Origin of the sequence: Rahnella victoriana (assembly GCF_021276285.1) — a bacterium.
Lineage (GTDB): Bacteria > Pseudomonadota > Gammaproteobacteria > Enterobacterales > Enterobacteriaceae > Rahnella > Rahnella victoriana.
Window position 1 is genome coordinate 891,944 of sequence record NZ_CP089919.1, and the last position, 20,941, is coordinate 912,884.

Annotated in this window: 15 protein-coding genes; 11 read left to right on the forward strand and 4 right to left on the reverse strand. The window is 54.6% G+C overall.

The features are described 5' to 3' along the window. Nucleotides 1–159: 159 nt before the first annotated feature. Nucleotides 160–1,107 carry a transcriptional regulator LeuO gene (gene leuO, locus J9880_RS04240; RefSeq protein ID WP_095924638.1) on the reverse strand — a complete coding sequence of 316 codons (948 nt, stop codon included), beginning with the start codon at nt 1,105–1,107 and terminating at the stop codon, nt 160–162. Between the two features lie 742 nt (nt 1,108–1,849). On the opposite strand from leuO, the gene leuA reads away from it, so the two are divergent. Genes leuA through leuD form a run of 4 tightly spaced genes read left to right on the forward strand, consistent with a single transcriptional unit; the run spans nt 1,850 to nt 6,548 of the window. After that, on the forward strand, nt 1,850–3,439 hold the full coding sequence (gene leuA / locus J9880_RS04245) for a 2-isopropylmalate synthase (protein ID WP_095924637.1): 1,590 nt from the start codon (nt 1,850–1,852) through the stop codon (nt 3,437–3,439). 2 nt (nt 3,440–3,441) lie between these two features. Next, nucleotides 3,442–4,533 carry a 3-isopropylmalate dehydrogenase gene (gene leuB, locus J9880_RS04250; RefSeq protein WP_095924636.1) on the forward strand — a complete coding sequence of 364 codons (1,092 nt, stop codon included), beginning with the start codon at nt 3,442–3,444 and terminating at the stop codon, nt 4,531–4,533. A 1-nt stretch (nt 4,534) separates the two neighbouring features. After that, nucleotides 4,535–5,935: a 3-isopropylmalate dehydratase large subunit gene (gene leuC / locus J9880_RS04255; RefSeq protein ID WP_119822519.1), complete on the forward strand. Its 1,401-nt coding sequence runs from the start codon at nt 4,535–4,537 to the stop codon at nt 5,933–5,935. Nucleotides 5,936–5,945: 10 nt separating this feature from the next. Continuing rightward, entirely contained in the window at nt 5,946–6,548 is a 603-nt protein-coding gene (gene leuD, locus J9880_RS04260; RefSeq protein ID WP_119822518.1) for a 3-isopropylmalate dehydratase small subunit, read from the forward strand. Between the two features lie 72 nt (nt 6,549–6,620). Here the strand turns inward: leuD and J9880_RS04265 are convergent, their stop codons facing one another. Beyond that, nucleotides 6,621–7,784: an MFS transporter gene (locus tag J9880_RS04265; protein WP_095924633.1), complete on the reverse strand. Its 1,164-nt coding sequence runs from the start codon at nt 7,782–7,784 to the stop codon at nt 6,621–6,623. 180 nt (nt 7,785–7,964) lie between these two features. Then, nucleotides 7,965–8,150 (reverse strand): glucose uptake inhibitor SgrT, encoded by a 186-nt coding sequence (sgrT, locus tag J9880_RS04270; RefSeq protein WP_095924632.1) that lies wholly within the window; start codon nt 8,148–8,150, stop codon nt 7,965–7,967. A gap of 102 nt (nt 8,151–8,252) precedes the next feature. Between sgrT and sgrR the strand changes: the two genes are divergently transcribed. The 4 genes from sgrR (at nt 8,253) to thiQ (ending at nt 13,511) form a co-directional block, all read left to right on the forward strand. After that, entirely contained in the window at nt 8,253–9,914 is a 1,662-nt protein-coding gene (gene sgrR, locus J9880_RS04275) for an HTH-type transcriptional regulator SgrR (protein ID WP_095924631.1), read from the forward strand. Between the two features lie 333 nt (nt 9,915–10,247). Then, nucleotides 10,248–11,231, forward strand: a complete 984-nt coding sequence (thiB, locus tag J9880_RS04280; protein WP_095924630.1) for a thiamine ABC transporter substrate binding subunit — start codon at nt 10,248–10,250, stop codon at nt 11,229–11,231. Beyond that, nucleotides 11,207–12,817: a thiamine/thiamine pyrophosphate ABC transporter permease ThiP gene (gene thiP / locus J9880_RS04285; protein ID WP_232770128.1), complete on the forward strand. Its 1,611-nt coding sequence runs from the start codon at nt 11,207–11,209 to the stop codon at nt 12,815–12,817. The genes thiB and thiP overlap by 25 nt, the downstream gene beginning before the upstream one ends. Next, nucleotides 12,801–13,511: a thiamine ABC transporter ATP-binding protein ThiQ gene (thiQ, locus tag J9880_RS04290; RefSeq protein WP_232770129.1), complete on the forward strand. Its 711-nt coding sequence runs from the start codon at nt 12,801–12,803 to the stop codon at nt 13,509–13,511. The genes thiP and thiQ overlap by 17 nt, the downstream gene beginning before the upstream one ends. Here thiQ and J9880_RS04295 read toward each other — a convergent pair. Beyond that, nucleotides 13,501–14,268 (reverse strand): DedA family protein, encoded by a 768-nt coding sequence (locus J9880_RS04295; protein WP_095924627.1) that lies wholly within the window; start codon nt 14,266–14,268, stop codon nt 13,501–13,503. The two genes, thiQ and J9880_RS04295, sit on opposite strands and share 11 nt — an antisense overlap. Nucleotides 14,269–14,569: 301 nt before the next feature. On the opposite strand from J9880_RS04295, the gene J9880_RS04300 reads away from it, so the two are divergent. From J9880_RS04300 to rluA, 3 genes are all read left to right on the forward strand, one after another. After that, nucleotides 14,570–16,912, forward strand: a complete 2,343-nt coding sequence (locus J9880_RS04300) for a DNA polymerase II (RefSeq protein WP_232770130.1) — start codon at nt 14,570–14,572, stop codon at nt 16,910–16,912. A 209-nt stretch (nt 16,913–17,121) separates the two neighbouring features. Next, entirely contained in the window at nt 17,122–20,019 is a 2,898-nt protein-coding gene (rapA, locus tag J9880_RS04305) for an RNA polymerase-associated protein RapA (protein WP_232770131.1), read from the forward strand. A gap of 66 nt (nt 20,020–20,085) precedes the next feature. Then, nucleotides 20,086–20,787: a bifunctional tRNA pseudouridine(32) synthase/23S rRNA pseudouridine(746) synthase RluA gene (gene rluA, locus J9880_RS04310; protein ID WP_095924624.1), complete on the forward strand. Its 702-nt coding sequence runs from the start codon at nt 20,086–20,088 to the stop codon at nt 20,785–20,787. Nucleotides 20,788–20,941 lie beyond the last annotated feature (154 nt).

Sequence of the window (20,941 nt, forward strand, 5' to 3'; positions counted from 1 at the left end):
TCAGTCACACCGTCATTTTCTGGCGGCGAAAAAAACCCACATGGCTTTAACGAGGTGCAAAAACCATGCAGGATAAAAAACTACAAAGGGGATTTTAACCAGCCGTTTTTACCTGGTCGCATTCCGAAGTAAAAACGGCTTTCATTCAGCAGTGTCGGACTAGAGGGAGACGACACATTGGCTTAATAAGGATTTCATCCACATATTGCCTTTATCTTTACTGGAGGATTCATGCCAAGAAAGGTAGCAGGTCAGATTATTTTTCATCCACGGCAAAGGGATAACGGAAAGACTGAGCATGCCGGCATTCGCCTGCGCCAGCCAGCGCGGCACCAGAGCAACCATATCGGTTTTCGACACCACTTCCATTACGCTCACCAGATCAGTGCCCTGATAAGCAATTAACGAGTGTAATTCCGGGTCGTCGTAATAAGACGAACTGAAAGAATAAAAACGATCCAGCATCATGACCGCATGTTTTTCTTTCATGTATTTTTCATCAGACATGTGCGGACTGATGCGCGGATGATGTTGTGAAGCAACCAGAACCAGCTCATCATTAAATAATTCATGATTACAAAAATCCGCACGTTCAAATTTACGATAGCTGATCATAAATTCTATATTCTGATAGCGCAGCTGATGTTCAATATTGTCATTAACGATGGTTTGTAATTTAACGCTGACGCCTGTCGCCAATGCCTCTACCGCATTCAACACATGCGTGGTCAGACGTTTATCCAGCGGGCTGCAAATTGCCACATTAAACTGACGCATGCTGACGTTAGGGTCAAAACCCGCCCCCGGCAGTTCATTCATCACCAGCTGCAAAGCCTGTCTGACCGGCCCGAACAACTGACGCGCACGCATTGTCGGCTGGATCCCGCGCCCGAAGCGGACGAACAGGTCATCGTTAAACATCACTTTCAAACGGGCAACGGCATTACTTACCGCAGGCTGGGACATGCCCAACATATTCGCCGCGCGGGTAATATTCTGCAATTGCATCACGGCATCAAACACCGTGAGTAAATTTAAATCGACATTGCGAAGATGTGTTTCTGTTTCAGCAACTTTTGCTGGGTTTTCAGTAGAGGTATCGGACATGACATTCCCCATCGAAGGCATTTCATTCTCAATAAGAGTGATTACCTTTAATTATTTGATTTATAAATACGGCACAGAGATGACATCGGGCGAGCAGAAAGACCGACAGATAAAATGCGCACATTTTCATGCTGTTATTTAAGGAGGGAGATAATCTAAATCGATTTAATAATCAGAACCGGTAATACAAACTTCATTTCTCTCCATAAAAGTGATGATATAAGACATTAAAATATTTATAGAAACAACATGCAAAAAATGAATAATAAATTAAGCCCGACTAAATCATCTCCAATTACCTGTATTACAAAGACAAATTATTCGTTTAGCCCAAACCGCTTTCTATTTTTTGTGTTTTTTGTTCCGCTTCGCGCAGAAAATCTTCACCCGGCAAGCACTTTATTAGCCAGTGTTTTATGCTAAATGAAACAAAATGTCATCTTAGCGATTTTCCGGAATTTCCACACAGCGAAGGTTGACATACCGCACACATTCCCGTATCACTTTAAGCACTGTTTGAACGATATCCGTTCTGACCACCCATTACGAGAAGCTGAAAACACATGTTCATGATGACCCGTCTCCTAGGCCTACTACTCAACGCAGAAAATTTGCGCGGTAAGCCAGTGGGCGAAAATCAGAACTGATTTCAACTTCCACAGACAATAAACCCGCGCCGATGCGCGGGTTTTTTTTTACCTCCCCGCAGGGCGCGAAAATAAAAGCAGACAAGGAACAACCCATGAGCGAGCAAGTCATTATTTTCGATACCACGCTGCGTGACGGTGAACAGGCGTTACAAGCCAGCCTGAGTGTTAAAGAGAAGATTCAAATTGCAATGGCGCTGGAAAGAATGGGCGTTGACGTGATGGAAGTCGGCTTCCCGGTCTCTTCTCCCGGCGATTTCGAGTCTGTACAAACTATTGCGCGCCAGATTAAAAACAGCCGTGTTTGCGGTCTGGCCCGTTGCGTGGATGGGGATATCGACGCCGCTGCCGAAGCCTTACGCGTTGCAGAAGCTTTCCGTATCCACGTGTTCCTGGCGACCTCAACCCTGCACATTGAATCCAAACTGAAGCGTTCGTTTGATCAGGTGCTGGAGATGGCCACGCATTCCGTGAAACGCGCCCGTAATTACACCGACGACGTGGAATTCTCCTGCGAAGATGCCGGTCGTACGCCGCTGGATAATCTGTGTCGCGTGGTAGAAGCCGCGATCAAAGCCGGTGCGACCACCATTAATATCCCGGACACGGTGGGTTACACCACCCCGGTGCAGTTCGGCGGCATCATCACCAATCTGTATGAGCGCGTTCCAAACATTGATAAAGCGATTATCTCCGTACACTGCCACGACGATCTGGGCATGGCGGTCGGTAACTCCATCGCGGCTATTCAGGCCGGTGCACGTCAGGTGGAAGGCACGCTGAACGGTATCGGTGAACGTGCCGGGAATACCGCGCTGGAAGAAGTGATCATGGCGATCCGCACCCGCAGCGACTACATGAACGTGCACACCAACATCAATCATAAAGAAATCTACCGCACCAGCCAGATTGTCAGCCAAATCACCAACATGCCGATCCCGGGCAACAAAGCGATTGTCGGTTCTAACGCCTTCGCGCACTCCTCCGGCATTCATCAGGACGGCGTGCTGAAAAACCGCGAAAACTACGAAATCATGACCCCGGAATCCATCGGACTGAATCAGGTGCAGCTGAACCTGACCTCCCGCTCCGGTCGTGCTGCCGTTAAGCATCGTATGGAAGAAATGGGCTACAAAGAAGCCGATTACAACCTGGATCATCTGTATGCCGCATTCCTGAAGCTGGCCGACAAAAAAGGGCAGGTTTTCGACTACGATTTAGAAGCACTGGTGTTCATTAATAAGCAGCAGGAAGAGCCTGAATTCTACCGTCTGGATAATTTCAGCGTGCAGTCAGGGTCCAAAATTACCGCGACCGCGTCAGTCAATCTGGCCTGCGGCGAAGAAATCATCACCGAAGCCGCCACCGGCAACGGTCCGGTGGATGCCGTCTATCAGGCCATCAACCGCATCACCGGTTATCAGATTGAACTGGTGAAATACCAGCTGAGTGCGAAAGGACAGGGCCGCGATGCACTGGGCCAGGTCGACGTCGTCGTCTCCTTCAATGGCCGCCGCTTCCACGGTGTTGGTCTGGCGACCGACATTGTCGAATCCTCCGCAAAAGCGATGGTACACGTACTGAATAACATCTGGCGCAGCAAACAAGTTGAGATTGAAAAACAACGTTTGCAGCAGGCAGGTCAGCAACACAACAACATTCAAAATAATCAGGAAACGGTGTGAACATGAGCAAGACCCATCATATTGCCGTCTTACCCGGAGACGGAATTGGCCCGGAAGTTATGGCCCAGGCATATAAAGTTCTGGAAGCAGTACGTCAGCGTTTTGGCCTGAAGATCACCACCAGCGAATACGATGTCGGTGGCGCAGCCATCGACAAACACGGCAGCCCGTTGCCGGAAGCGACCGTTGCCGGTTGCGAACAGGCGGATGCGATTTTGTTCGGCTCGGTCGGTGGCCCGAAATGGGAACATCTGCCCCCTAACGATCAGCCTGAGCGTGGCGCATTGTTGCCACTGCGCAAACATTTCAAACTGTTCAGCAACCTGCGCCCTGCCCGTCTGTATCAGGGACTGGAAGAGTTTTGCCCGCTGCGTGCTGACATCGCCGCAAAAGGTTTCGATATTCTGTGTGTGCGTGAACTGACCGGCGGTATTTATTTCGGTCAGCCCAAAGGCCGCGAAGGTCAGGGTATGCACGAGAAAGCCTTTGATACCGAAGTGTATTACCGCTTTGAGATCGAACGTATCGCCCGCATTGCCTTTGAATCTGCGCGCAAACGCCGCAGCAAAGTGACTTCCATCGATAAAGCGAACGTCTTGCAGACCTCGATCATGTGGCGCGAAGTGGTTAACGAAATCGCCAAAGATTACCCGGACGTCAGCCTGAGCCACATGTACATCGATAACGCGACCATGCAGCTGATTAAAGATCCGTCTCAGTTTGACGTGCTGCTGTGTTCCAACCTGTTCGGCGACATCCTGTCCGACGAATGCGCGATGATCACCGGTTCCATGGGTATGTTGCCCTCCGCGAGCATGAATGAGCAGGCATTTGGTCTGTTCGAACCTGCGGGCGGTTCCGCACCGGATATCGCGGGCAAAAATATTGCTAACCCGATTGCCCAAATCCTGTCTGCTGCGCTGTTATTGCGTTACAGCCTGGGTGCGGATGACGCGGCCAACGCCATCGAGCAGGCCGTCAATAAAGTACTGGAAGCAGGTCACCGTACCGGCGATCTGGCTAACGGCCAGCAGGCGCTGGGTACCAGTGAAATGGGCGATATCATTGCCCGCTTTGTGAAAGAAGGGGCATAACATGGCCAAGACGCTGTATCAGAAATTGTTTGATGCCCACGTGGTTTACGAAGCGGAAAACGAAACGCCATTGTTGTACATCGACCGCCATCTGGTTCACGAAGTGACCTCGCCGCAGGCATTCGACGGTCTGCGTGCGATGGGCCGTCCGGTGCGTCAGCCGGGCAAAACCTTTGCGACCATGGACCATAACGTGTCCACGCAAACCAAAGACATCAATGCGAGCGGCGAAATGGCACGCATCCAGATGCAGGAATTAATCAAAAACTGTGCCGAATTCGGTGTGCAGTTGTATGACCTGAATCACCCGTATCAGGGCATCGTTCACGTTATCGGCCCTGAGCAGGGCATGACCTTACCGGGCATGACCATTGTCTGCGGCGATTCCCATACCGCCACGCACGGTGCGTTTGGCTCACTGGCCTTTGGTATCGGGACGTCGGAAGTGGAACACGTTCTGGCAACGCAAACCCTGAAACAGGGTCGCGCCAAAACCATGAAAATCGAAGTGACCGGCGATGCCCCGGTGGGTATCACGGCGAAAGACATCGTTCTGGCGATTATCGGTAAAACCGGCAGCGCAGGCGGTACCGGTCACGTGGTGGAATTCTGCGGCAAAGCGATTGAAGCCTTAAGCATGGAAGGTCGTATGACCCTGTGCAACATGGCGATCGAAATGGGCGCAAAAGCCGGTCTGGTTGCGCCGGATGAAACCACCTTTGCCTACCTGAAAGGTCGTCAGTTCGCACCAAAAGATCAGAACTGGGACGCGGCGGTTGAATACTGGAAAACCCTGAAAACCGAAGATGGCGCGACGTTCGACAGCATTGTCACGCTGGATGCCTCTGAAATCGCGCCACAGGTCACCTGGGGTACCAATCCGGGTCAGGTCATGGCGGTGAATCAGACCATCCCGAATCCGGCCTCCTTTGCCGATCCGGTAGAACGTGCCTCTGCTGAAAAAGCGCTGGCGTATATGGATCTGCAACCGGGCATTAAACTGACCGACGTGGCGATCGATAAAGTCTTCATCGGTTCCTGCACCAACTCCCGTATCGAAGATTTACGTGCTGCGGCAGCCATTGCCAAAGGCCGTAAAGTGGCGAACGGCGTACAGGCGATTGTCGTGCCAGGTTCCGGCCCGGTAAAAGCACAAGCCGAAGAAGAAGGCCTGGATAAGATCTTTATCGAAGCCGGTTTCGAATGGCGTCTGCCGGGCTGCTCAATGTGTCTGGCGATGAACAATGACCGTCTGGAACCGGGCGAACGTTGCGCGTCAACCAGCAACCGTAACTTCGAAGGCCGTCAGGGTCGTGGCGGGCGCACGCATCTGGTCAGCCCGGCAATGGCTGCGGCAGCAGCGGTCACTGGCCGTTTCGCTGATATCCGTGAACTGAACTGAGGAAAACACCATGGCTAAATTTACCCAACACATCGGTCTGGTGGTTCCGCTGGATGCAGCTAACGTCGATACCGATGCCATTATCCCGAAACAGTTTTTACAGAAAGTCACCCGTACCGGTTTCGGCCAGCACCTGTTCAACGACTGGCGTTTTCTGGACGATGCCGGCCAGGTGCCAAACCCTGATTTCGTGCTGAACAAGCCGCGCTATAAAGGCGCGAGCATTTTGCTGGCGCGCGAAAACTTCGGTTGCGGCTCTTCCCGTGAACATGCGCCGTGGGCGCTGACCGATTACGGCTTCCATGCGGTGATCGCGCCAAGCTTTGCCGATATCTTCTACGGTAACTCTTTCAATAACCAGTTGCTGCCGATCACCCTGAGCGAAGCGCAAGTGGATGAATTGTTCGAACTGGTTAAAAACAACGAAGGCATTCAGTTCGAAGTAGATCTGGAAGCGCAAACCGTGAAAGCGGGCGATAAAAGCTATCCGTTTGTCATCGATAGCTTCCGCCGTCACTGCATGATCAACGGTCTGGACAGCATCGGCCTGACGTTGCAGCACGAAGAAAATATCTCCGGCTACGAGAAGAACCAGCCTGCGTTTATGCAGTAATTTCCGGAGACTGAGCATAAAAAAACCCGCGGATTTGCGGGTTTTTCTTTATCTGAAAAGCGACGGGTTATGTCAGACGTCTTTGACTTTATACATCAGCCCGAGCGCCACCACCGCCAGCACAGTCGCCGCCCAGTAGACCGGAAAGTGGCCGAAGTTCTCCACGATAAAGCCCTGCAACAAACCAGCGCAAATCACACCGGTAGAAATGCTGTTAGTGAACAATGTGGTTGCTGACCCCGCCCTGCCCGGCATCAGATCCTGAAAATACAGCATGCCGATCCCCGCCACGATACCGATGAAAATCGCATTGAACAGTTGCAGGATCATCAGCGCCGCCTTGAACTGAAACGCCACCAGTCCGGCATAGAAAATGACGCCGCTCGCCACGGCATACAGCATCAGCTTACGTTTGCCGGTACGTTTCACCAGATAGCCTGCCAGCAACATTGCCGGGATTTCCAGCCCGGCGGCTGTCCCCATCAGCAAACCTGCCAGCCCTTCCGGTAAACCTAAATCACTGGTGATGTACAACGGCATATCAATGACATACATGATATTGCAGGTCCACATCAGCAAAGAGGAAAAGAACAGCAGACGCACATCTTTGTTGCGCCAGGCGCTGACGTGTACCACTTTTTCATCCACCGGTTGTTCGAGGCGCGGCACCGACGGTAGGAAAAACAGGATCATCAGAATACTGCCGACAAACACGGCGGCGGCGCTCAGGTACATCGGAGTAAAACCGTAATTCAGCGCCAGCATGAATGACAGCGGCGGGCCGAGCACCCAGGCCAGCGACAACATCGCACGCATCATTGAGCTGAACATCACCACTTCACTGGCGGAGCGGTCGGCATGTTCACGCGCCAGCGCAAACAACTGCGGCATTGATGCATTCCCTATCGCCGCCAGCAATACGCCGACGGTGATCAGCACCAGATAATCACGGCTGAAGGCGAAAACCAGGCTGTTCCCGAGCGCCATCAGGCAGCAAAACATCAGCAGTTTTCGCCGGTCACCTTTGTTATCCGAACGGTTGGCCAGCAGGAAACTGATGGCAATCCCGGCCACCGCATTGACGGTATAGAACAGACCGACCCACATTGGCCGGACTTTCACTTCATTGGTCAGAAACAAGCTGAGTGTGGGCGCCTGCAACGCTCCCGCGATACCACACAGCAAAGACACCACCAGAAAGGTGACATAAATGGCATTAATACGAGGTTTTGACATGACGCCGTCCCTGAGAAATGAAAGCCCATAAAACAAGACAGACAGTGTAGCGAAGTTTCAGGAAGTTCTGGGGAATGAACAAAAAAAGCGTGTAAAAAAACCAGTGAGTTTCCTCACTGGCTGGTGACATTACACCATTACTCAGAAAATCGAATTTTGACGGGCCTGCCATGAGCCGGATTACAAATGCTGGCGATAGTCTTTTTCATCCACAGAATCTAAATCCCACTGCGTGAGACGGGACAAAATATCCAGGCGGTATTGCACCGGCACCCAGGACAACCAGTCAGCATGATTTTTAGAGGCGTTCCTCTTAATGGCTTCAAAATAACGCTGGTAAAAACGGGCGTTCAGACTGCGTTTCATGCTGACCTCCGGTCATTCACAACAGGCTTTCGTTGAGAAACAGTATCGGAGTATTATGAGGAAAGATAAATTGATGAAGATCGCCCACGGAGTTCCTCTTTTATGTCCTCGTCCCGTTTGCAACAGCAGTTCATCCGCCTGTGGCAAAGCTGCCACGGTGAAGAAACCGAAACCACGTTGCAGGCGTTGTCTGAGGTTCTCAATTGTTCACGCAGACATATGCGATCCTTGCTCAGTACCATGCAGGAACAGGGCTGGCTGCAATGGGATGCCGAAGCCGGACGCGGCAAACGTTCCACGCTGAAATTCCTGTATACCGGGCTGGCTCTCCAGCAACAGCGCGCCGAAGAGCTGCTGGAACAGGACCGGATTGATCAGCTGGTGCAACTGGTCGGCGATAAGGATCGGGTGCGTCAGATGTTGCTGTCCCAGCTCGGACGCAGCTTCCGTCAGGGTAAACATATTCTGCGCGTGCTGTATTACCGCCCGCTGATTAACCTGCTGCCCGGCACCATGTTACGCCGTTCAGAAACGCATATTGCCCGGCAAATTTTCAGCGGCCTGACACGCATAAATGAGGAAAACGGGGAAGTAGAAGGGGATCTTGCCCATCACTGGCAGGAAATTTCTCCGTTGCACTGGCGTTTTTATCTGCGTCCGGCCATTCATTTTCATCATGGCCGTGAACTGGAGATGGCCGACATCATCGCCACGTTCACCCGCCTGACCGCCCATCCGCTGTTCAGCAACCTGAAAACGGTCACCACGCCCACGCCGAATGTCATTGATATCCATCTGAATGCCCCTGACCGCTGGCTGCCGTGGCTGTTCGGCAATATCCACGCGATGATCCTGCCGCAGGAATGGCAATCCCTGCCTGATTTTGCCCGTCATCCGGTCGGTACCGGCCCTTACGCTGTGGTGCGTAATCTTAAAACACAACTGCGCATACGCGCCTTTGATGAGTATTTTGGCTTCCGGGCGCTGATAGACGAAGTGAATATCTGGGTGCTGCCGGAACTGAGTGAAGAACTGGTGCATTCCGGCGTACAGCTTCAGGCCGATGAATCCGGCAAAAGTGAGCTGGAAAGTCGTCTGGAAGAAGGCTGCTATTTCCTGCTTTTTGACCAGCGTTCGCCGGTCGGACAATGCGATGCAACGCGCCAGTGGTTGTGCGATTTACTGAATCCCATCGCCCTGCTGAACAATGCAGAACCGATTTATCAGCGCTACTGGTCTCCGGCGTATGGCTTGTTGCCGCGCTGGCACCATAAAGCCCCGCAGCCGCGTCCGCCCCGACCGCAAGGTCTGACACAGGTGACCCTGACCTTCTACGGCGAGCATTCTGAACATCAGGCAATTTGTAATGCCCTGCAACCGCTGCTGGCGGCGGAAGGCATCGAACTGATCATTCAGGTGGTGGATTACGCCGTCTGGCACCGCGGCGACGCCAAAAGTGATCTGTGGCTCGGCAGTGCCAACTTTACCCTGCCGCTGGAATTCTCACTGTTTGCGCATTTCCATGAATTGCCGCTGGCGAAACATTGCTTCAGTGAAGGAATGGAAGAGGACGCCGCGCAGTGGCACGCGGGCAATTTGTCGATGGCGAAATGGAGTCAGAAACAGACAGTCAGCCATCAGATCCACCCGCTGTTCCATCACTGGCTGGTGTTGCAGGGGCAACGAAGCATGCGCGGCGTACGCATGAATACCCTCGGCTGGTTCGACTTTAAATCTGCCTGGTTTGCGCCACCGGACAGTTAATCGGACTATCGCATCGCGCCGTTAATCTCTAGAATGACATCCGTTCTCAACGGGGTGCCAGAGTGATTTCTTTTTTAAGAAGAATGAACTCGATCTTTAAACGCCGCGAGCGCGTGTTCAGCGGGTGAAGTCCAGCGCACAGAAAGCGGAGCGTACACAAAGTACGTGAGCATTTCGAGCACTGCACGACGCCCGATCAACACACGCACAGCAAGTTTAAAAGGCTGAGAGTATACCCGTCGAACCTGATCCGGTTAACCCCGGCGGAGGGATTTGAGACTGCGCGATGCTTACTCAAAATCCTTTGCCCTTTCATTTTTTTGGAGCGCAAAGTTGAAAAAATTATTGTCCTGCCTGCTGTTACTTTCTGCACCTGCCTTCGCGGCAAAACCTGTTCTGACGGTTTATACCTATGATTCTTTCTCTGCCGACTGGGGTCCGGGTCCGGCGATCAAAAAAGCCTTTGAAGCCCAATGCGGCTGTGAGCTGAAATACGTCGCGCTGGAAGATGGTGTGTCTTTGCTGAACCGTTTGCGGATGGAAGGTAAAAACAGCCAGGCCGACGTCGTCCTCGGGCTGGACAACAACCTGTTGCAGGCGGCTGAACAAACCGGTTTATTCGCCAAAGCGCCGAAAACCGACGCCGTACTCACCGTCCCCGGCGGCTGGAATGACAGCACCTTCGTGCCTTACGATTACGGCTATTTCGCCTTCGTCTATGACAAAAACAAACTGAAGAACCCGCCAAAAAGCCTCGATGAGCTGATCAACAGTGACCAGAACTGGAAAGTGATTTACGAAGATCCGCGCACCAGTACGCCGGGTCTGGGCCTGATGCTGTGGATGCAAAAAGTCTACGGCGATAAGGCACCGCAGGCGTGGCAAAAACTGGCGAAGAAAACCGTCACCGTCACTAAAGGCTGGAGCGAGGCCTACGGGTTATTCCTCAAAGGCGAAAGCGATCTGGTGCTGAGCTATACCACTTCTCCGGCGTATCACATCGTCGAGGAGAAGAAAGATAATTACGCGGCAGCGGATTTCACCGAAGGGCATTACATGCAGGTGGAAGTGGCGGGTCAGCTGGCGAACAGTAAGCAACCGAAACTGGCTGAAGCCTTCATGAAATTCATCACCACGGAAGATTTCCAGAAAGTGATCCCGGCCGGCAACTGGATGTATCCGGTGGTGGATACGCCGCTGCCAGACGCCTTTAAACAGCTGACCGTACCGGCCAAATCTCTGCAATACAGCGCGCAAGACGTCGCGACTCACCGTGCACAATGGATCCAGGCATGGCAGAACGCCGTCAGCCGTTGATCCCGCGCTGGCTGTGGCCCGGTGCCATCGCCTCACTGGCTATGCTGCTGGTGGCGGCGCTGGCACTCGGCTCTCTGTGGCGTCATGCGCCACAGATCAGCGGTGCCTCGCTGTGGCAGGATCCCTATCTCTGGCATGTGATCCGCTTTACCTTCTGGCAGGCGCTGCTGTCGGCGCTGTGCTCGGTGCTGCCCGCGATTTTACTGGCACGCGCCTTGTTCCGCCGCCGTTTTCCCGGCCGTCAGCTGTTACTGCGTTTATGCGCGATGACGCTGGTCTTGCCGGTTTTAGTCGCCGTGTTTGGCATCCTCAGTGTTTACGGAAGACAGGGCTGGCTGGCGCAAATTTGCGGCTGGCTGGGCATGGATTATCGTTTCTCGCCGTACGGTTTACAGGGCATTTTGCTGGCGCATGTCTTTTTCAATCTGCCGCTGGCGACACGTCTGTTATTGCAGGCGCTGGAGAATATCGCCGTTGAGCAGCGCCAGCTCGCCGCGCAACTGGGCATGAACGTCTGGCAGCAATTCCGCTTTGTGGAGTGGCCCGCGCTGCGCAGGCAGATTTTCCCCGCCGCCGCCTTAATTTTCATGCTGTGTTTCGCCAGTTTCGCCACCGTGCTGTCGCTGGGCGGCGGTCCGCAGGCGACCACCATTGAACTGGCAATTTATCAGGCGCTGAGTTACGACTACGATTTAAGCCGCGCCGCGACACTGGCGCTGATCCAGCTTTTTTGTTGTCTGGCGCTGGTGTTGCTCAGCCAGAAACTCAGTCAGGCGTTGCCGGTCGGACAAACGCATGCTCAGCGCTGGCGTAACCCGGATGACTCGCCGCTGCGTCGCATCGCCGACGGCGTGCTGATTGCCCTCGCGTTGCTGCTGATCCTGCCGCCGTTGCTGGCGGTGATCGCCGATGGCATCAACCGCGCGGTGGTCAGCGTATTACAACAGCCTGCATTGTGGCAGGCGTTATGGACGTCAGTGCGTATCGCGGCCGGTAGCGGGATCTTATGTGTGCTGCTGACCATGATGTTGCTGTGGAGCAGCCGCGAGCTGCGTTTACGCCAGAGAAATGGCTGGGCGCAGGCGATGGATCTCAGCGGCATGCTGATCCTCGCCATGCCGGGCATTGTACTGGCGACCGGCTTTTTCCTGCTGCTCGGCGATACCACCGGTTTACCGCAATCGCCGTGGCCGCTGGTGATCCTCACCAATGCGCTGATGGCGGTGCCATACGCCCTGAAAGTGCTGGATAATCCGATGCGCGATGTGGCGGAACGCTACACGCTGCTGTGCCTTTCGCTGGATATGCGCGGCTGGCAGCGGTTGCGCCGGGTGGAACTCAGCGCGCTGAAACGCCCGATTGCCCAGGCGCTGGCGTTTGCCTGTGTGCTGTCGCTGGGGGATTTCGGCGTGATTGCCTTGTTCGGCAATGAAAATTTCCGCACCTTACCGTTTTATCTGTACCAGCAGATTGGCTCTTACCGCAGCCAGGACGGTGCGGTGACGGCGCTGTTATTACTGCTGTTATGCTTTCTGTTATTCACCCTGATTGAGAAACTGCCGGGCCGCCATGCTGACGCTGAATAAACTGACGTATTTGTATGAACATCTGCCGATGCGCTTCGATTTACAGATCGAAGCCGGTGAACGGGTGGCGATCCTCGGCCCGAGCGGCGCGGGAAAAAGCACCCTGCTCAGTCTGGTCGCCGGTTTTCTGGCACCGGTCAGCGGACAAATCCGGCTTAACGGCGCGGATCACAGCGCCACGCCACCGGCGAAGCGCCCGGTCTCGATGTTATTTCAGGAAAACAATCTGTTCTCGCATCTGACGGTGCGCCAGAACATGGGGCTGGGACTGCATCCGGGGCTGAAACTCACCCCGCAACAGAAGCAGGAACTGGAAGACATCGCCCGGCAGGTCGGGCTGGAAGAGTGTCTGGATCGCCTGCCATCGCAGCTTTCCGGCGGCCAGCGTCAGCGCGTGGCACTGGCACGCTGCCTGCTGCGCAGCCAGCCAATCTTATTGCTCGACGAACCCTTCTCCGCACTGGATCCGGCGCTGCGCAGTGAGATGCTGAATTTGCTGGACAGGGTGTGCGGACAGCGCAACCTCACGTTGCTGATGGTGTCGCACAATCTGGATGACGCCGCGCGGATTGCGCCACGGACATTACTGATCGTCGATGGCCGGATTTTTTACGACGGACCGACGCAGGCACTGGCCGACGGCAGTGCGCCGGAAGCCAGAGTTCTCGGGATTATGCCGGGGCTTAGCGGGTGATCACTTTCCACAGCAAATGACCGTAAACCGGCATCATGGGTTGCTGGCTCAGCATCACCAGGCTGACCACTGTCGCGATCAGACTCAGTACGCACACCACGCGTAAACGCGGCAAGGGCAGCCATTTGCTCATCGCATCAGGCGAGGCTTTGCCAGCACGGAACCAGCGCCACAGCAGCCACGCACTCAGCCAGATCAGCACAACCGCGGTAAACAGCAACCATTTGAAGACCGAGCTGTTATGGCTGGCGGGAATATCAATGGCGACACCGGCCAGAATGCCGGGCAGGAAGTAAACAGGTGGCCAGCAAAGACAGCCGATGATATTCGGCGGCGCAAATTTATACGGCGGCAGATTCAGCATACCTGCGACCATCGGCACCAGCGGACGGGTCGGACCAATAAAACGCCCGATAATCACCGTGGCAAAACTGTGGCGATCCAGCGCATAACCGGTTTTATCCAGTAATGACTGGTAACGTTTGAGGAAACGCCAGCGGTGCAGCGGCTCCTTGAACCCCCGGCCGATAAAATACGAGGTCCAGTCGCCAAAGAAACAGCCCAGCCCTGCCGCCAGCCAGGCTTCGTACAACCCCACCTGACCGCTGCCGATCAGCGTCCCCAGCGTGGCCATCATGACAGTGCCGGGCAAAATCAGCCCCACCAGCGCCAGCGACTCGAAGAAAGCCACCACAGCGACAATAATTAATGCGAAGCCCACCGACTGAGCGACCAGATGTTGTAGATAGGCTTCCATAAATTCCCAGAATTCTGTTACGCCAATTGCGTAGATAAATGAGACAACTGTGAGTTTTACGCCTTCTCATTGTAGTAAATACATCAAGCGGCTGAATTGTCAGCGCATGAACTATCACAGTCAACCGGGTAATTGTATGCGTATTTGGCAGAGTCCGGAGTCGTAGACAAAGACTGTATAAATAACCATACTCTGTTTCTGATCTTTATCTGTTCATCTCTACCGTTCCGAGGCGCTTATTACTTCCACCATTGCCCGTCCCGCTGCTGCCAACACTGACACCCCGCCGCGTCAGGGATTTGTGCTGACCCGCCACTGGCGCGACACGCCGCGCGGTACGGAGGTGGAATTGTGGCTGGCGACGGACGCAGGCCCGCAGAAAGTGCGCCTGCCGTTACAGGAATCGGTAGCGTTTATTCCGGCGGAACAGCGTGCGACAGCGGAACGCCTGCTGGCCGATGAAAAAAATGTCAGCCTGCGTGAATTGCCGTTACAGGATTTCCGCTCGCGGCCGGTTCTCGGCCTGTATTGCCCGCAACACCGGCAGCTTATGCGGATGGAAAAACTGCTGAAAGAAGGCGGTGTCAACATTTTCGAAGCCGATATCCGTCCGCCGGAACGTTTCCTGATGGAACGCTATATCACCGCGCCGGTGTGGTTCAGCGGCAAACCGGGGCCGGGAAATCTGCTGGTGGAGACCAAAATGAAGCCCGCCGACGATTACCGTCCGCCGCTGAAACTGTGTTCGCTGGATATCGAAACCAGCGGCAACGGCGAGCTGTACTGCATCGGTCTGGAAGGCTGCGGCCAACGCCACGTGTATATGCTCGGCCCGCCAAACGGTGCGCCTGACGCGCAGTTTGATTTCAACATGGTGTACGTCGACAGCCGTCCGCAGTTGCTGGAAAAACTCAATGAGTGGCTGGAGAGGTACGATCCCGACGCCATTATCGGCTGGAGCGTGGTGCAGTTTGACCTGCGCGTTTTACAGAAACACGCGGATCGTTACAAAATTCCGCTCAAATTCGGGCGCGGCGGCGGTGAACTGGAATGGCGCGAGCACGGCTTCAAACAGGGCCACTTTTTTGCGGCGGCCGCCGGACGCCTGATCATCGACGGCATTGAAGCCCTGAAATCAGCATTCTGGAACTTCAACTCGTTCAGTCTGGAATTTGTCTCGCAAAGTTTATTGGGCGAAGGCAAAGCCAGCGACAATCCCTATCAGCGGCTGGCCGAAATCGAACAGCGTTTTCGTGAAGATAAACCGGCGCTGGCACGCTATAACCTGAAAGACTGCGAACTGGTCACGCGGATTTTCGCCAAAACCGAGCTGATGCCGTTTTTGCTGGAACGCGCCTCGGTGACCGGTCTGGCGGTCGACCGCAGCGGCGGGTCGGTGGCGGCATTCACCCATCTTTATTTACCCCGCATGCACCGCGCCGGTTATGTCGCGCCCAATCTGGGCGAATTAGAGGGCGAAATGAGTCCCGGTGGCTTTGTGATGGATTCGCGCCCCGGCCTGTATGATTCGGTGCTGGTGCTCGATTATAAAAGCCTGTACCCGTCGATTATCCGCACCTTTCTGATCGACCCGGTCGGGCTGGTCGCCGGACTGCAACAACCGGATGACGAACATTCCGTGCCCGGCTACCGTAACGCCCGCTTCTCGCGGGAAAAACATTGTCTGCCGGAAATTGTCCGCCAGATCTGGATGGGACGCGAAGACGCTAAAAAGCAAAAAAACAAACCGCTGTCTCAGGCACTGAAAATCATCATGAACGCCTTTTATGGCGTGCTCGGCTCCAGCGGCTGCCGTTTCTTTGATCCGCGCCTTGCGTCCTCCATTACCCTGCGCGGTCACGACATCATGCGTCAGACCCGCGAGCTGATTGAAGCCGAAGGCTTTCAGGTGATTTACGGCGACACCGATTCCACCTTTGTCTGGCTGAACAAAGCCCATTCGCAGGAAGAGGCCGACGCGATTGGCCGCCGTCTGGTTGAACAGGTGAATGCGTGGTGGAAAGGCCATCTGCAACAGGAATACGGGCTGGAAAGCGCACTGGAACTGGAATTCGAAACGCATTATCAGCGTTTCCTGATGCCGACCATTCGCGGCTCGGAAACCGGCAGCAAAAAACGTTATGCCGGTCTGGTGAAAGACGCCGACGGCGAGCACATCGTTTATAAAGGGCTGGAAACGGTGCGCACCGACTGGACACCGCTGGCGCAGGAGTTTCAGCAGGCGCTGTATGAGCGGGTGTTTCACCGCCAGCCGTATCAGGATTACGTGCGCGATTACGTGGCGCGCACGCTCAGCGGCGAGTTTGATGACAAACTGGTGTACCGCAAACGCCTGCGCCGCAAGCTGAGCGATTATGAGAAAAACGTCCCGCCGCATGTCCGCGCGGCGCGGCTGGCGGATGACTATAATGTGCTGCACGGTCGCGCCAAACAGTATCAGAATGGCGGCTGGATCAGCTACGTGATGACCACGTCCGGCCCTGAACCGCTGGAAAACCGTCAGTCGCCCATCGACTATGACCATTATATCGAGCGTCAGCTGGAGCCGGTCGCCGATGGCATTTTACCTTTCCTTCACGACGATTTTGCTACACTCATTACAGGGCAGATGGGATTATTCTGAGCAAAAAACGGGGCACTTTGGGATTCACAGGTGACGAAACGCTTACCTTCCATTACCATAGCGCCCTTTCCCATTTCTGAATCATCCTCACACAGTGAACAACTCCGCGCCATCTGGCGGGGAAAGAAAACTATTGCCCGTGAAACATCGCGGGCTGAGCAAGCATTGCGCAGTCGCCGTATACAGAGCACACAACACAGAGAGAGATTATGCCGTTTACATTGGGTCAACGCTGGATAAGCGATACGGAAAGCGAATTAGGATTAGGAACCGTGGTCGCGCTGGATGTGCGCATGGTCACCCTGCTTTTCCCCGCCACCGGTGAAAACCGTTTGTATGCCCGAAATGATTCCCCGATCACCCGCGTGATGTTCAATCCCGGTGATACCATCAGCTGTCACGAAGGCTGGCAGTTGCAGGTCGAAGAAGTCGTTGAAGACAAAGGTCTGTTGACCTATATCGGCACCCGTCTGGACACCGAAGAAACCGGCGTCGCCATGCGCGAAGTGCTGCTCGACAGCAAACTGACTTTCAGCAAACCGCAGGATCGCCTGTTCGCCGGTCAGATCGACCGCATGGACCGCTTCGCCCTGCGTTTCCGCGCCCGTAAATACCAGCGTGAACAGTTCCGTCTGGAATTCGGCGGCCTGCGCGGTATGCGTGCCAGCCTGATCCCGCATCAGTTGCACATCGCTTACGAAGTCGGTCAGCGTCATGCGCCACGCGTTTTACTGGCCGATGAAGTGGGTCTGGGTAAAACCATCGAAGCAGGCATGATTATCCATCAGCAACTGCTGTCCGGCCGTGCCGAGCGTGTGCTGATCGTGGTGCCGGAAACCCTGCAACACCAGTGGCTGGTGGAAATGCTGCGCCGCTTCAACCTGCGTTTCTCTCTGTTTGATGACGACCGTTATGCCGAGTCCGTCCACGAAGCGACGAATCCGTTCGAAACCGAACAGCTGGTGATCTGCTCGCTTGATTTCGTGCGCCGCAATAAATCCCGTCTTGAGCAGCTTTCCGATGCGGCGTGGGACATGTTGGTGGTCGACGAAGCGCACCATCTGGTGTGGAGCGAAGATGCGCCGAGCCGCGAATATCAGGTAATCGAGCAGCTTTCCCAGCAAATCCCGAGTGTTCTGTTGCTGACCGCCACGCCGGAACAATTGGGTCAGGAAAGCCACTTTGCGCGTCTGCGCCTGCTGGATCCGGATCGTTTCCACGACTACGAAGAATTCATCGAAGAACAACAGCAGTATCAGCCGGTGGCCGATGCCGTCACGCTGTTACTCAACAAAGAACCGCTGACGCCGGAAGCCCTGGCGTTGCTGGGTGAAAGTGTCGGCAACGCCGATACCGATGCCCTGCTGACCGCCGCCAATAAAGGCGACGAAGCCGCAGCGAAACAACTGGTTTCCATGCTGATGGATCGCCACGGCACCAGCCGCGTGCTGTTCCGTAACACCCGTAACGGTGTGAAAGGTTTCCCTGAGCGTCACCTGCATGCGGTGAAACTGCCGCTGCCGACCCAGTATCAGACCGCAATTAAAGTCTCGGGCATCATGGGCGCGAAGAAAACCGCCGAAGCCCGCGCCCATGACATGCTGTATCCGGAGCAGATTTATCAGGAATTCGAAGGCGAGAACGCCACCTGGTGGAACTTTGATCCGCGCGTCGAATGGCTGCTCGGTTATCTGACCGCCAACCGCGACGAGAAAGTGCTGGTGATCTGTGCCAAAGCCGCCACCGCCTTGCAGCTGGAACAGGTACTGCGTGAGCGTGAAGCGATCCGTGCCGCCGTATTCCATGAAGGGTTGTCGATCATCGAACGTGACCGCGCGGCAGCCTATTTTGCCTCGCAGGAAGAAGGCGCGCAGGTGCTGCTGTGTTCTGAAATCGGCTCCGAAGGCCGTAACTTCCAGTTCGCCAGCAAAATGTTGATGTTCGACTTGCCGTTTAACCCGGATCTGCTGGAGCAGCGTATCGGGCGTCTGGATCGTATCGGTCAGCAAAACAATATCGACATCATGGTGCCTTACCTCGAGCAAACCGCGCAGTCGGTGCTGGTGCGCTGGTTCCATGAAGGTCTGGACGCGTTCGAACATACCTGTCCGACCGGCCGTACCATTTACGACAGCGCCTACGAGCAGCTGATCGCCTTCCTGGCCACGCCTGCCGAGCAGACGGGTCTGGACGAATTTATCCTCGAATGTCGCGCAGAACATGACGCGCTGAAAGAGAAGCTGGAAAATGGCCGTGACCGTCTGCTGGAGATGCATTCCAACGGCGGCGAACGTGCGCAGCAACTGGCGAAGGAAATCGGCGAGCAGGATAACGACGTTAATCTGGTGAACTTTGCGCTGAATCTCTTCGATATCGTCGGCATTAATCAGGAAGACCGCAGCGATAACCTGATCGTGCTGACGCCGTCCGATCACATGCTGGTGCCGGATTTCCCGGGCCTGCCGGAAGATGGCTGTACCGTGACGTTCGATCGTGAACAGGCGCTGTCCCGTGAAGATGCGCAGTTCATCAGCTGGGAACATCCGATCGTGCGTAACGGTCTGGATCTGATCCTGTCCGGCGATACCGGCAGCTGTGCGGTGTCGATCCTGAAAAACAAAGCCCTGCCGGTGGGTACACTGCTGGCGGAACTGGTTTACGTGGTGGAATGTCAGGCGCCGAAACATCTGCAACTGACCCGTTTCCTGCCTCCGACACCGGTGCGTATGCTGATGGATCGCAAAGGCACCAATCTGGCGGCTCAGGTCGAATTCGAAAGCTTTAACCGTCAGCTGAACGCCATTAACCGTCATAACTCCAGCAAGCTGGTCAACGCGGTGCAACAGGACGTTCACGCCATGCTGCAACAGGCGGAAGCCGAAATTGCTGAGCAGGCGCGTGCGCTGATCGAAGCGGCCAAAGTGGAAGCCGACGAGCAGCTGACCCAAGAGCTGGATCGCCTGAAAGCGCTGAAAGAGGTCAACCCGAACATTCGCGATGACGAACTGGAATCGGTAGACTCGAACCGTAAGCAAGTGCTGGCGAATCTGAACGATGCCAGCTGGCGTCTGGATGCGATCCGCCTGGTGGTGGTCAGCCATCAGTAAGCCCGACGGGATGCAGCCGGTCTGCATCCCTCCTTTATTTCACCCCGAACGCAGACTGAAACCGCTATGAGCGAACATCAACCGACTATCCCTGAACCATCGAAAACCCGGCCGCTGGAGAATTACAATCCGCCGACCGATCCCTGGTTACAGGTGATTTTTCAGGATGAACACATCATGGTGGTCAATAAGCCAAGCGGGCTGCTTTCGGTGCCGGGCAAACTGGCCGAGCATCAGGACAGCCTGATGACGCGCATTCAGCAGCAATTTCCTGAAGCCGAATCTGTCCATCGTCTGGATATGTCCACCAGCGGCGTGATCGTGGTGGCGCTGACAAAAGACGCTGAGCGTGAGCTGAAACGTCAGTTCCGTGAACGCGAAACCAAGAAAGTGTATATCGCGCGGGTCTGGGGACGGGTTGAAGAAGATTACGGCATTATCGATTTGCCGCTGATTTGCGATTATCCCAACCGGCCGAAACAAAAAGTCTGTCATGAGACCGGCAAGAAAGCGCTGACGCAGTATGAAGTGATGTCCTGGGACGATGACGGCACCACCCGCGTCAAACTGCGGCCAATAACCGGACGTTCTCACCAGTTGCGCGTACATCTTCTGGCACTCGGGCATCCGATTCTGGGCGATAAATTCTATGCTCATCCGCAGGCGCTGGCGGCGGCAGACCGTTTGCAACTGCATGCGCAGGAATTATCGTTCTATCACCCGATAACGGATACACCGCTGGTTTATCACTGCGAGCCTGACTTTTAACCATTTAAATAATACATATTGCTTCAATCATTATTAAGTAATATGTATTACATTACCATCGCGTTGTTTTATCAGAATTTACTTTCCCAAAAAATATAATACCCGCTCCTGTTCTTATTTCATGCCCTGTCATTATTACCCGCACGCCTGATAA

What these genes read in the sequence shown, in the direction of transcription:
- leuB (WP_095924636.1), top strand. Translation starts at nt 3,442, where the DNA reads ATGAGCAAGACCCATCATATTGCCGTCTTACCCGGAGACGGAATTGGC.
- rluA (WP_095924624.1), top strand. Translation starts at nt 20,086, where the DNA reads ATGAGCGAACATCAACCGACTATCCCTGAACCATCGAAAACCCGGCCG.
- J9880_RS04295 (WP_095924627.1), bottom strand. Translation starts at nt 14,268, where the DNA reads ATGGAAGCCTATCTACAACATCTGGTCGCTCAGTCGGTGGGCTTCGCA.
- leuD (WP_119822518.1), top strand. Translation starts at nt 5,946, where the DNA reads ATGGCTAAATTTACCCAACACATCGGTCTGGTGGTTCCGCTGGATGCA.
- J9880_RS04265 (WP_095924633.1), bottom strand. Translation starts at nt 7,784, where the DNA reads ATGTCAAAACCTCGTATTAATGCCATTTATGTCACCTTTCTGGTGGTG.
- thiP (WP_232770128.1), top strand. Translation starts at nt 11,207, where the DNA reads ATGGCAGAACGCCGTCAGCCGTTGATCCCGCGCTGGCTGTGGCCCGGT.
- leuO (WP_095924638.1), bottom strand. Translation starts at nt 1,107, where the DNA reads ATGTCCGATACCTCTACTGAAAACCCAGCAAAAGTTGCTGAAACAGAA.
- rapA (WP_232770131.1), top strand. Translation starts at nt 17,122, where the DNA reads ATGCCGTTTACATTGGGTCAACGCTGGATAAGCGATACGGAAAGCGAA.
- sgrR (WP_095924631.1), top strand. Translation starts at nt 8,253, where the DNA reads ATGTCCTCGTCCCGTTTGCAACAGCAGTTCATCCGCCTGTGGCAAAGC.
- leuA (WP_095924637.1), top strand. Translation starts at nt 1,850, where the DNA reads ATGAGCGAGCAAGTCATTATTTTCGATACCACGCTGCGTGACGGTGAA.
- leuC (WP_119822519.1), top strand. Translation starts at nt 4,535, where the DNA reads ATGGCCAAGACGCTGTATCAGAAATTGTTTGATGCCCACGTGGTTTAC.
- sgrT (WP_095924632.1), bottom strand. Translation starts at nt 8,150, where the DNA reads ATGAAACGCAGTCTGAACGCCCGTTTTTACCAGCGTTATTTTGAAGCC.
- thiQ (WP_232770129.1), top strand. Translation starts at nt 12,801, where the DNA reads ATGCTGACGCTGAATAAACTGACGTATTTGTATGAACATCTGCCGATG.